Raw genomic sequence first — 11,190 nt, forward strand, 5'->3', positions numbered from 1 at the left:
TGACCGTGTGGACGAGCGGATTGTGCGTTATCGGCTTCCCTGAACGGTTCCGTCGGGTTGAACCCCTGTTCGTACGCGACCGCGAACCCCATCGAAAGACTCAGATAGCTCTCCCCCATGGTCGTGTTGTACTTCCCGACGTGTGTCTGGATGTCGCGACAGATGCGCTCGAGTTTGAGCCCGTCTTCCCTTCCGGAGTCTCGTGTAACAGGTCTTCCGAAATGAGTGCTCCCCCAAGCCGATGAGTCTGTCGAGAAGGTCGCGTTCCGCCGAGACTGTGGGTGGCCGCGCGGACGTCCGTAAACGGCGAATGGACGTGGGAAACGTACGCTTCGACGGCGTGCGTGAGAGAGTCCATTCCCGTGAATGCCGTGAGTGTGGGCGAAAGGGTCGTCAGCGGAAACGGATCGATGAGCGCGACGTCCGGGACGAGGGCCTTGCTGACGAGCTCCATTTTGACGCGACGTGTCGTATCGGCGATGATCGAAAACTGGGAGACGTCCGCCGAGCTGCCGGCCGTCGTCGGAATGCGGATGAGAGGCGTCGTCGCCGCGCTCACGAGATCGATGCCCTCCCAGTCCGAGATCCTGCCGCCATTCGAGGCGATGATTCCGATCCCCTTCGCGCAGTCCTCGGAGACCCGCTTCGTCCAGCCGGTTCGACGGACGCCGGGATCGGAAACGAGAAAGATGCGGGGCGCTCCGGAATTCCTGGCGTACTGCCCCGCAAGATCCATGGTGCCCATGCCGAATATGAACTCGGGAGCGCCGAATTTGCGGAGTCCGACCATGGGTGTCATGACGACGCCCACTCTCCTTTCACTGCCGCATCCGGAGCCCTTTTACCGTTCCTGTCTGCCCGAAAACGAGAACGTGTCGCGACCGCTCTCCTTCGCGCGGTACATTGCCGCATCGGCGCGCCGCATAAGCGTCTGGACCGAATCTCCGTCATCGGGGAAGAAGCTGATGCCGATGCTTCCGGTAACACTGAGCGTATGCTCTCCGATACGGATCTCCCGGCTCACGGAGCGGATCAGGCGATCCGCGACCGTGGCGGCCTCGTTCGGTGCGGTCAGGCAGGGAACCGCGAACATGAACTCGTCCCCTCCCATACGGGCGACGGTATCCATGTCGCGGACGTTTCCGCGCAGCCGGTTCGCGATCTCGACGAGCAGGAGATCGCCCACGTCGTGCCCGAGCGTGTCGTTGATCTGCTTGAAGGAATCGAGATCGAGAAACATCACGGCGACGAGCGTTTTCGTCCGGCGTGCGAGCGCGATGGCCTGCTCGAGACGATCATGGAAAAGAACCCGACTCGGCAGGCCGGTCAGCGAATCGTGCGTTGCCATGTAGCGCAGTTCCTCTTCGACGCGTTTGCGTTCCGCCACCTCGCGCGTGAGTTCCGCGTTCGTCGCCTCGAGCTCGAATGTCCGCGCGCGGACCTGTTCCTCGAGCCGGTCCCGCAACGATATCAGTTCGGCTTCCGATCGTTCGAGGCTCGCGATTTTTTCCTCGAGATGCGTGTTCAGTGCGACGATCCTGCGCGTGAGAAGGAATGATTCGAGAACCTCGGCGGTCGTCGCGAGGACGATGGAGAGGAAGTCCGGGTATGGAGCGACTTCGTCGAGATCCTGCGAGTCGTCGAGTTCGGCCATGCATAAACCGAGGATTCGCGTGGGGGTGGCGAGGGCGTTCAGGAGAATCCGCCTCGTCCTGTCCGACGAGGAGACGATGACCGGTTTTTCGCGTCGCAGCGTCCACGCGATCGTACGGTCCTGGATCAGCGGGATTTTTTCCGTCTCGAAGAAATCAGCGGCGTCGGCCGGTTCGCAGTGGACGAGCCGGAAGTTCATCTCTTCCTCTTCCGCGATGTAGAAGCAGATCGAATGCACGGAGATGATCGTTCGGACCCGTACGGTCGCTTCCTTCAGAATGGCTTCGACGGAATCGAGACCGTTGATGCACCGGGCGAAGTTGCCGATGTTCACGGCGACATCGAGGCTCTCGATGATCGCGCGGCGTTCCTGCATCAGGTGTTCGAGGCGGCGCTCGAGTTCCCCCGCGTCGAGTTCCGGGGTCACTGGTCCCCCTCCTTTCCGAGGAAAAGCGCGAGTATCTCCGAGATCTGGCGCTCCGCCTGCATGATCGCGGGAGCGATCGCGCTCGGAGGAAAGTGTACGGCATCCCATGCGTCGGGTGCCACTTCCGGCACGAAGAACGATCCGGATCGCCCCATGCGGAGTCCGATCGTCGTGATGTCGGCGAGCGTGAGAATCGCCGACTCCGTGACGTTCTTCGACTCCTCCGGCCGGTGATGGAAGAGGACGATCTGCTCAAGCATCGACGGGAAGCCCCATTCGTGGAGCAGCACTCCTCCGACCGTCGCGTGGTCGTATCCGATGACCTGTTGCTCGGCGATGTGGATCGGCAGTCGTCTGCGGACCGAGAGGCGGATCGAGGCGATCATGTGCCGCGGCATTGCCTCGATCATGACGAGTCGTCCGATGTCGTGGAGAATGCCCGCGACGAAGTGGCGCTCCTCGGAAAGGCCTACTTCGAGGGACGCGTAGATTCGTGCGAATACGCCGCACGCGATGGAGTGTTTCCAGAAGGATTGCATGCCGAATACGTCTTCGGGGACGTCCCTGAACGCTGAGATCACGGAGATTCCGATGGCGAGCGTGCTCAGTTCGTTGACGCCGATGATCGCGACGGCCCTCGGAATCGAGTCGATCCTCGCGGGGAAGCCGTAGAACGAGCTGTTGACGAGTTTCAGGAGTTTCGCCGCGAGGCTCGTGTCTTTCGAAACGACGTCGGCGATATGGTGGGCGGAGCTCTTGGGCGACGCGAGAACCTGAGAGATCTGGAAGTAGATGTCGGGGAACGACGACAGTCGCGTGGAGTCGCTCACGAGGTCGTGAATAGCGGGGACCCGTTCGTCGTCGTACGAAACCGCCTTTGCGGAATCCCGGAACAACTCGTGGGGTTCGAAATCGCCGAACGAGTCGCCGTTCGCGTATCGTTTCGCGGACTCGAGGAGTACCTGGCGCCGGAGTTCCCCGCCGAACGGGGTCGCGGGAGGCGACGAAAAAAGATACTCTGTCCGTTCCTCCGCCTTCCGGAGGATCTCCGGATCTATCCGGGACATTTCGCGTTTTGCGATATCCTCCTCCGAGATTCCTTCCACATCGGCTTCGGAGATGCCCCAGATCTTGATCGTCTGGATGCTCTTTCCCGTCAGGACGGCTCCGCGGGGCAGAATGAGAATCCCTCTCGGTCCCAGAAGATCTGCTGTCAACTTCATGCCCGGCGTGAGATTGTCCGTATGAACTCTTCCCATGGCGGCTCCCTCTCTTCCTGAAGCATGTCGAAGCTTCATGCGGGACACAAACCGATATGATAGGATAATCATATAACGATCCCCGACAGGAGGAAAGCGCCCGGCAATGGATTTCATCGGACTTGCGCTGATTTTTTTCGCGAGAATTCTCGACGTGAGCTGTTCGACGGTCCGCATCCTGCTCCTTGTCAGGGGGAGGCGTCTGCTTGCCGCATCGATCGGTTTCTTCGAAGTGATGGTATATCTTCTTGTTCTCGGCAGAATTCTCGGTGGCGGACGAACGCTTTCGTTCCCCGAACTCGTGGCGTATTGCGGCGGGTTCGCGTCGGGGACGTACTTCGGATCTCTTGTCGAAGAACGGATCATGAACGCGTTCGTCATGCTCGAATTGATCCTGGAGTTCGGTCCGGAGACGGATGCGCTCGTGGCACGCATCAGGGCCGAGGGGCACGGAGCGACGGTCATCTACGGGGAGGGGCGCGACGGTGCGAAGGCTGTGGTGAAGGTCATCTGCCGCAGGAAAGATATTTCGTCGATCGCCGGAATCATCGGAGACCGCGGATTCGTCGCCATTTCGGACGTGAAGGGCTGCTGGGGCGGACAATTCAGGATGCACCGGAAGTAGAGGGATGTCCATGGATGATCAGATGGAACGGTATGTTCAGCTCGAACGCGACGCCGCCAGATGGAAACGCGAGGAAAAGGCGTTGCGCGAGATGGAGCGGCGATTCTACGCGGTATTCGACAATCCGCTCTTTCTCGCTCTCGTTGTCGTCAGGGGGCGCATCCGCCAGATGAACCGGCGCTCGGAGGATGTCCTCGGTTTTTCGCTTCGCGACCGTCCCGGTGCGGATCTCGCGAATCTTCTTGCGCCGGGCAGCGCGCGCGTCGCTGAAACGCTTCTCGATTCGAGGTCGGGGACGGAGACGGCCTCGCTGCGCATCCGGAGCGAAAAGGGTGCCGAGAGGTGGCTCGATGTCGTGTCCCTTCCGGTCGAGTATTCCGGTGAAAGCGCCCGGCTTCTCCTCGCTTTCGACGCGACGGAAAGGGAATCCGTCCGTTCGGAGCTTCGCACGGCGGGAGCGACTCGTGAAGCGGCGCTGCGATCTCTCTTCGCGGAGGATTCCGGTCTGAACGGAGCGCTTCTTGACCGCGAGGGAAGGATTCTCGCGGCCGGAGGCGGCTTCCGGAGAGCGTGCGACGAATACTTCGGTCTGGATGCCGGAGTGGGAACGCCGCTCTTCGATGTCCTGCCGGATTCGACGGTCGTGACGCTGAAGAATCTCTGGCAATCGGCTCTTTCAGGCGCGGATGTCTGCGGGAGTACCGATTCCGGCATGAATCTCGATGTCTGCTTCGTCCCGCTCACCGGAGAAAACGGGGACGTCTCCGCCGTCATGCTCTCTCTCTCCCGCGGAAACGCGGCCGCCCTTGCGCCGGAGCGGGAATCAGGGGACGACGCCTCTGCGGAGGACACGCTTCGCGACGCGGCGGAACGGGTTCCCGTCATTCTCGGAACCCTGCGCGTCTCGGAGGGGGTCTCGGTTGCGGGGAACGGTGCCTTCCGGGAGACGTTCGGCATCACGTCTTCCGGGATGATTCCGATGGATCCCGCCCGTTTCTTCAGGACGGGCGACGAATGGAACGCCTTCCTGACCGAGCTTCGGAAGGAGCGGGATGCCTGCGTTTTCCCGGTGTGTTTCCTGACCGGAGGAAAATCGCGAAAGTTTCTCTTCCGCGGTCGCAGAGGAACGGAGGAAGGAAATATGGCCTTCGTCCTCGATGATGTTCGGGAGGACGGGACGTCCGTTCCGCAAGAGGCGCGGCCGCAGCGCGAGGACCCGAACGATCCCGCGACCGGGCTCCCGGGGCCGGTCGCCTTCGAACCGGTCATCGCCCGCGAGGTGACGCGTTCGGAGCGGTATCGCGGGAGCCTCTCCCTGCTCCTGCTTCGCATCGACGGATACGAGTCCCTGCCGGACCGGATGTCGGAGGGAACCCGCAACGGCGTTCTCCGGGAGTTCACGGCCCTGCTGAAGGCGCGCATCCGCCCGAACGATTTCCTCGGGCGGTGGAAGGACGGCGCCTTCGCGATCCTCACGCCGCTCGGCGCGACATCGGCGATCCAGCTTGCCGAGAAGATCCGCGACCTCGTGAATCACTACAAGTTCTCGGGCGATATCCGCCTCACGGCCTCGCTCGGAGTGGCCGAACACTGCGCGGGAGAGGGAGCCTCCGACCTCGCGGAGCGTGCCGCCGGGGCGCTCGGTGAGGCGTTCTCGTCGGGCGGGGACCAGGTCCGGGCCGCTTCGTGACGCGACCAGACGTCGCGGTGTTCTATAATACGGGGCGTGTGACAGAGGAGCGTCCGCGCGAAGATCCGTCGTCGCGGACGGACGTGTGAGGGGGAAGGTTCATGGGACGGGTTCGAATCGTAGTCGAGGGGATGACCGCGAGCGGGAAATCCACGGTCGTCGATCTCTTGGCGGAACGTCTGGGGCTGAAGGTGATGCCGGAGGAGTTCAGGGATCAGTACGATCTCCTGAGGCGATTCCACCACGAGCGGCGATGGGCGTTCCCGATGCAGCTCAACTTTCTGGTGACGCGTTTCGCGCAGTATCTCTGCGCCACGGAAGAGGAATCCTACGTCCTCGACCGGAGCATCTTCGGCGACAAGATCTACGCGACGCTCTACCATCGCCTCGGGTACTTCAGCGACAGCCAGTACGGAATGTATCTCACGCTCTACGACAACATGATCCGCCATCTGGTCATGCCGGATCTCCTCGTCGTGCTCCACTGCCCGTTCGACGAGATCATGCGGCGCATCCTGCTGCGCGGGCGCGAGGACGAGATCAGCGCGGGCGAAGCGTACTGGCGCGAACTCTATCACGCCTATTCGCGCTTCCTCGAGGTCGTCCGCTCGGAAGTGGCGACGCCGCGCGTCCTCGAACTCGATCTTTCCGATCCGGGTTTCATCAGAAGCCCCGGTCGCATCGACGCTTTCCTGTCCGAGGTCCGCCGAATGCTGGCGGACGCGGATTCGGAGAGAATTCCGACGTAAGGACGTGATGCAAATGTACGATGCCGTCATCGTGGGGACAGGCCCTGCCGGCATCTTCGCCGCGCTCGAGCTTGTCGGGGCGGGGAAAAAGGTCCTGATGGCGGACAAGGGGCGGATCGTCAGCGAGCGGACGTGCCCGATCGTCGAAGGTCGGTCGAAGGTATGCCTCAACTGCGCCTCGTGCGCGATCGTATCGGGGTGGGGCGGCGCGGGTTCCGCGTCGGACGGCAAACTGACGCTGACGACCGGCTTCGGAGGCAATCTCGAGGAGAGCATCGGCGAGGTTCGCCTCGCGGACCTGATTTCGTACGTCGATTCCCGCTTCGTGGAATTCGGCGTCGAGAACCACTGCTACAGTCCCGAGGGGGCCGTCGTCAGGGAGACGATCCGGAAGGCCGCGGGCATCGGGATCAAGATTCTTCCCGCGCGGATCCGGCACATCGGAACCGACGCGTCGCGAGTCGTTCTGAACAACATGTACGAGTTCCTTCGCGAGCGATGCGATGTCCTCATGAACACGACCGTTTCGGATATCCTCGTCGAGGAAGGGGAAGCGAGGGGAATCGTCCTCGCCGACGGGACCGTGTACCGGGGAACGCGGATCATCGTGGCGCCGGGACGCGAAGGAGCGTCGTGGCTCCAGAGGATCGTCGACCGGCTCAACCTGCCGATCGCCTCGATGCCCGTCGACATCGGCGTGCGCGTCGAGGTCCCGGACAGCGTCTGTTCCGATCTGACCGAACACTTCTACGAAGTCAAGTGCCTGTACAATACTCCGACGTTCGATGACCGCTGCCGGACGTTCTGCATGAATCCGTCGGGATTCGTCGTTTACGAGTACAACAAGGAGCACGACCTCGTGACCGTGAACGGACACAGCCTCAAGAACACGAAATCGAACAACACGAACTTCTCGATCCTCGTGACGAAGAACTTCACCCAGCCGTTCAGCGATCCGATCGGGTACGCGACGCACGTCGCCAAGCTCGCGAACATGCTCGCGGGCGGCGGCATCCTCGTTCAGCGCCTCGGCGACCTTCGGGACGGACGGAGGTCGACGCAGTCGCGCATCGAGCGCGGGATGATCGTCCCGACGGCCAACGCGCAGCCCGGCGACCTGAGTCTCGTACTGCCGCACCGCTACCTCACGGACATCGTCGAGTTTCTCGACGCGCTCAACGTCATCATGCCGGGCGTGAACCAGAACGACACCCTTCTCTACGGTGTCGAGATCAAGCTCTATTCGCTGCGCCTCAGACTGAAGGAGACGCTCGAGGTTCCGGTCGTGAAAAACCTCTTCATGGTGGGAGACGGCGCCGGTGTCAGCCGCGGGATCATCCAGGCGGCGGCGAGCGGCGTCGTGGCCGCGCGGGCGATCCTCGCGGCATAGAACGGGACTATCGGAAACGAAAGGTGGACGTGACATGACAGCGAAACGAATGATTCTCTCCGCGGTATGCGTGCTTTTTGTCGTCATCTGCACCGGTTCGGCCCTTGCGGCTCTTCCGACGATGGACGCGGTCAAGCCGTTCCTGCCGAAGATGGACGGATGGCAGGCCGACGACCCGACGGGAATGCAGGGAAAGGATCTCCTGCTCGTCGAGCGGCGGTACGTGAAGAACGACGATACGAATCTGACGGTTCTGGTCACGATGGGCGAAGAGGCGAACCACGCGCCGATGTTCGATGTCTACAGCGAACAGAAGATCGACCGCATCGAGACGGGCGACGGGTACGTCCAGTTCGTGAAGATCGGGAAATTCCAGGCCATGGAGCAGTTCGTGAAGTCAGACGGGACGGCGATGGTCTGGGTGGACCTCGGGAACACCGCATGGCTCGGCGCCACGGGTGAGAAGATGAGCGTCGACGAGGTCAAGGCGGTCGTCACGGGCATGGACCTCGCCGCTCTCGCCGCTCTCGCTCCGGTGGCCGCGAAATAGTGCGGATCAAGGCATCTCCCGAGGATTTCCGTGTCGAGGAGCTGACGGATCTTCCGATTTCCCCGTCACCCTCGCGCTACCGGGTCTACAGGATGACGAAGCGTTCCCGGAACACGCTGGACGCCGTGCGGACGGCGGCCGCGGCCGGGAACGCGCCGCTTTCGGAGGTTCGCGTCTGCGGACGAAAGGACCGGCAGGGAATCACTGCCCAGTACGTGACCGTTCCGGCCGCTTTCGACATCACGCTCGACGAAGAGGAACTCCGCGTCGAGCAGGTCGGCTGGAGCGCCATTCCCGCCTCTCCGTCGCTCATCGCGGGGAACCGGTTCGATATCGTCCTGCGGGACATGGGCGAAGAGGAAGCCGCCCGGGTCGGACGCGGGCTCGACCTGACAGGCGGACTGGGATTCCCGAACTATTTCGACGAGCAGCGGTTCGGAGAGGTGGCCGACGGAGGTCCGTTTCTCGCGGAGCTCCTCGTGAAGCGCCGTTTCGACCTCGCTCTCAGGCGGTATGCGACCGCGATTCACCCCGACGCGCCGCCGCACCTCAGACGGCGAAAGCTCGAAATCAGGGCGAAGTGGGGAGATTTCGGGGCCGTCATTCCGCTCTGTACGGAACCGGAACTCCGTGCGATTGTCACGACGGCGCGCGACAGGGGGTATGTCGCGGCGCTCAGGGAGATCCCGAGAGAGACGATGGGAATGTTCCTCTCGGCGTACCAGAGCTTCATCTGGAATCAGACGCTTTCCGCGCTCATCGGCGATGCCGGGATCCCGTGGAACGGACCTGCCGGGCAGAGCCTCCGACTCTGGACGCCCGGGGAGTGGCGGGCGGGATCGGAAAGAATCTGGGAGATCGACATTCCGACGGTCTCGAGCGAACTCCCAGACATGCCTGCCGATGTCCGCCGGGCGATCGATGGGATCCTGTACTCGCGAAAGGTTCGGCGCTCGCAGTTCCATGTTCCGGAAATCACGCAGTCGTACTTCGCGTCGTCGCTTCGTGCCGCGCTCGTCGTACCGGATGAGATGAGATACGAACGCGTTCCCGACGAACGTTACGGCGGGCGATGGAAGATCCTGGCGCATTTTACGCTTCCAAGGGGAAGTTTCGCCACGCTGGCCGTCCGGATCGCGGAGATCGCCGCGCGGTAGCGGAAACAATAGCTCGAAGGCGGGAAACGAACCGAGCCGTCCTGCGATCGGAATCGCCGGATGGCTCGGTTTCTGCGGGGTGCGGGATCCGTTTTTCCGGTCGCCGCGTCAGCGGGTAAAGCGGTATGTCCTTCCCGTAAACGGTTTGGGCTTGGTGAGCGTCGAGAATGTGATCGAGTCCGGGGTGATCCGGAACGAGTCGATGGAAACCGGGAACGTGAAGCCTCGAAGGCTGAACAGCGGCTGCACCTTCCGGATCTCCTCGTGGATGAGGTCGGTCTTCTCGGCCGTATTGATCACGAGCCTGTAGTCCTTCAACCAGAGCTCCTTGCCGCCTTTGACCTCGAGCCCGCTCGTCACCTCGATCGCGAGGTCGGACCATGGAGAATCCTGGTGGTAGTACCCCTTCACGAAGAGGCTGTCCTTCCGGAAGTCGAGCGTGATGTGACGCCACTTGCTGTTCGTGTGGAGATCGAGATACTTCCGGACGAGGGCGTTCACGTCCTCTTCGAGGATGGTTCCTTCGAACGTGGCGCTCGCCGCCCCCCGGACCTCCAGCGGGCGCGTCTTTTTCGCCGCCCAGTCCCTGATCGGGTTGAGTTCCGCGAACGTCGCCTCGGACTTCAGATTCTCGATGCGGACGTCGTCGATCACTGCCCCGCGAACATCCAGATAGATGTGACGCACCTTTCCGCTGTTGTCGGGTTCCTGGTCGATGATCATCTCCATGGATTCCGGATTCAGAAGCTCCACGAGATGACGGAACAGGGTGACCCCTCTCGTGTGTCCCTCGACCGTGCCGCTGAATTCGAACAGCTTCTCTGCGGAAGCGCTTCCCGCCAGCGCGAGCAGGAGAACCGCGGCTCCGAGGACGATTCTTTTCTTCATGGGTTTTCTCCCTCCCTGTGAACCAAGGTGAATGACGTGACTATTATAGTCGAAGAGTCTTCTTTTTTCAGTCGGGTTCTTCGATCCTTTCTTCAAATGACGCCGGTCCCGAATGGCGCGAAGGGGCATGGACTGGCTTCGTGCGGCGTTATGCGATACCATACGTATCCGACTGGAACATCATACCGCCCGAAGCTGGCAGAGACACGAAAGGAGTGGCATCATGCGGATTCTCGCGTTTCAGGGAAGTCCGAGAGCGGACGGAAACACGGCGGCCCTGTTCGCCGAAGTCGTGAAGGCGGCCCGGGAGGCCGGAGCCGATGTCACGGAGATTATGCTTCATGGCAAAAAGATCGCCCCATGCACGTCGTGCTACGCGTGCAAGGCCCCGGGCGCGTCCGGGTGCGTGATCCGGGACGACATGGATGCGATCTGCGAGGGTGTCATGGGGGCCGATGCGTTTCTCTTCGCGACGCCGATCTACTGGTGGTCGGTGAGCGCTCAGATGAAACTGCTCTGGGACCGGTTCTTCGCTCTCGACTACGAAAGGGCGATGAAGGGAAAGCGGGCTGCGCTCGTGATGACGTACGGCGGAGCGCTCCCGAATCTCGGTCCGGAAGGAACCGAGGCCGCGTTCAGGGATATCTGCCTCTACCTCGCGATGGACTGTGTGGGTGTCGTTGGGGCCTGCACGGAGACAGTCTCCGCGTCGCGGAACGAGTCGGCGATGAATGCCGCACGGGAGCTCGGGAGGATGCTCACTGCGTCGCACCCGTGATGGCTCCGGCCGGTTGAAAGATGC

11 protein-coding genes are annotated in these 11,190 nt (G+C 62.1%); 7 read left to right on the forward strand and 4 right to left on the reverse strand.

The features are described from left to right. Window positions 1-100: 100 nt before the first annotated feature. Genes ACZ5IU_RS11695 through ACZ5IU_RS11705 form a run of 3 tightly spaced genes read right to left on the reverse strand, consistent with a single transcriptional unit; the run spans window position 101 to window position 3,339 of the window. The gene (locus ACZ5IU_RS11695) at window positions 101-799 is read right to left on the reverse strand and encodes an iron-containing alcohol dehydrogenase (protein WP_464417500.1); all 699 of its coding nucleotides are present in this window, start codon (window positions 797-799) and stop codon (window positions 101-103) included. A 42-nt stretch (window positions 800-841) separates the two neighbouring features. Next, window positions 842-2,080 (reverse strand): diguanylate cyclase domain-containing protein, encoded by a 1,239-nt coding sequence (locus ACZ5IU_RS11700; RefSeq protein WP_464417502.1) that lies wholly within the window; start codon window positions 2,078-2,080, stop codon window positions 842-844. Beyond that, complete coding sequence (locus ACZ5IU_RS11705; protein WP_464417504.1) at window positions 2,077-3,339, reverse strand: HDOD domain-containing protein; 1,263 nt, start codon at window positions 3,337-3,339, stop codon at window positions 2,077-2,079. Before ACZ5IU_RS11705 ends, ACZ5IU_RS11700 begins: the two co-directional genes overlap by 4 nt. A gap of 106 nt (window positions 3,340-3,445) precedes the next feature. On the opposite strand from ACZ5IU_RS11705, the gene ACZ5IU_RS11710 reads away from it, so the two are divergent. The 6 genes from ACZ5IU_RS11710 to truD all read left to right on the forward strand — a co-directional run bounded on the left by ACZ5IU_RS11710 (window position 3,446) and on the right by truD (window position 9,500). Further along, the gene (locus ACZ5IU_RS11710; RefSeq protein WP_464417506.1) at window positions 3,446-3,964 is read left to right on the forward strand and encodes a DUF5698 domain-containing protein; all 519 of its coding nucleotides are present in this window, start codon (window positions 3,446-3,448) and stop codon (window positions 3,962-3,964) included. 10 nt (window positions 3,965-3,974) lie between these two features. Then, a complete protein-coding gene (locus ACZ5IU_RS11715; protein WP_464417508.1) occupies window positions 3,975-5,654 on the forward strand; it encodes a diguanylate cyclase domain-containing protein in 1,680 nt (559 codons plus the stop codon). Between the two features lie 101 nt (window positions 5,655-5,755). Continuing rightward, the gene (locus tag ACZ5IU_RS11720) at window positions 5,756-6,403 is read left to right on the forward strand and encodes a deoxynucleoside kinase (RefSeq protein WP_464417510.1); all 648 of its coding nucleotides are present in this window, start codon (window positions 5,756-5,758) and stop codon (window positions 6,401-6,403) included. A 13-nt stretch (window positions 6,404-6,416) separates the two neighbouring features. After that, window positions 6,417-7,793: an NAD(P)/FAD-dependent oxidoreductase gene (locus ACZ5IU_RS11725; protein ID WP_464417512.1), complete on the forward strand. Its 1,377-nt coding sequence runs from the start codon at window positions 6,417-6,419 to the stop codon at window positions 7,791-7,793. A gap of 34 nt (window positions 7,794-7,827) precedes the next feature. Then, window positions 7,828-8,343, forward strand: a complete 516-nt coding sequence (locus ACZ5IU_RS11730; RefSeq protein ID WP_464417514.1) for a hypothetical protein — start codon at window positions 7,828-7,830, stop codon at window positions 8,341-8,343. Then, window positions 8,343-9,500, forward strand: a complete 1,158-nt coding sequence (gene truD, locus ACZ5IU_RS11735) for a tRNA pseudouridine(13) synthase TruD (protein WP_464417516.1) — start codon at window positions 8,343-8,345, stop codon at window positions 9,498-9,500. Before ACZ5IU_RS11730 ends, truD begins: the two co-directional genes overlap by 1 nt. Window positions 9,501-9,608: 108 nt before the next feature. Here the strand turns inward: truD and ACZ5IU_RS11740 are convergent, their stop codons facing one another. Continuing rightward, entirely contained in the window at window positions 9,609-10,388 is a 780-nt protein-coding gene (locus ACZ5IU_RS11740) for an LmeA family phospholipid-binding protein (protein ID WP_464417518.1), read from the reverse strand. Window positions 10,389-10,611: 223 nt separating this feature from the next. Here ACZ5IU_RS11740 and ACZ5IU_RS11745 point away from each other — a divergent pair, with 223 nt between their 5' ends. Then, window positions 10,612-11,166 (forward strand): flavodoxin family protein, encoded by a 555-nt coding sequence (locus ACZ5IU_RS11745; protein ID WP_464417520.1) that lies wholly within the window; start codon window positions 10,612-10,614, stop codon window positions 11,164-11,166. Window positions 11,167-11,190 lie beyond the last annotated feature (24 nt).

This window comes from Lactivibrio alcoholicus, assembly GCF_055390895.1.

Coding starts and splice junctions, on each gene's coding strand:
- ACZ5IU_RS11730 (WP_464417514.1), top strand. CDS start 7,828: ATGACAGCGAAACGAATGATTCTCTCCGCGGTATGCGTGCTTTTTGTC.
- ACZ5IU_RS11695 (WP_464417500.1), bottom strand. CDS start 799: ATGACACCCATGGTCGGACTCCGCAAATTCGGCGCTCCCGAGTTCATA.
- ACZ5IU_RS11710 (WP_464417506.1), top strand. CDS start 3,446: ATGGATTTCATCGGACTTGCGCTGATTTTTTTCGCGAGAATTCTCGAC.
- ACZ5IU_RS11745 (WP_464417520.1), top strand. CDS start 10,612: ATGCGGATTCTCGCGTTTCAGGGAAGTCCGAGAGCGGACGGAAACACG.
- ACZ5IU_RS11740 (WP_464417518.1), bottom strand. CDS start 10,388: ATGAAGAAAAGAATCGTCCTCGGAGCCGCGGTTCTCCTGCTCGCGCTG.
- ACZ5IU_RS11720 (WP_464417510.1), top strand. CDS start 5,756: ATGGGACGGGTTCGAATCGTAGTCGAGGGGATGACCGCGAGCGGGAAA.
- ACZ5IU_RS11705 (WP_464417504.1), bottom strand. CDS start 3,339: ATGGGAAGAGTTCATACGGACAATCTCACGCCGGGCATGAAGTTGACA.
- ACZ5IU_RS11715 (WP_464417508.1), top strand. CDS start 3,975: ATGGATGATCAGATGGAACGGTATGTTCAGCTCGAACGCGACGCCGCC.
- ACZ5IU_RS11725 (WP_464417512.1), top strand. CDS start 6,417: ATGTACGATGCCGTCATCGTGGGGACAGGCCCTGCCGGCATCTTCGCC.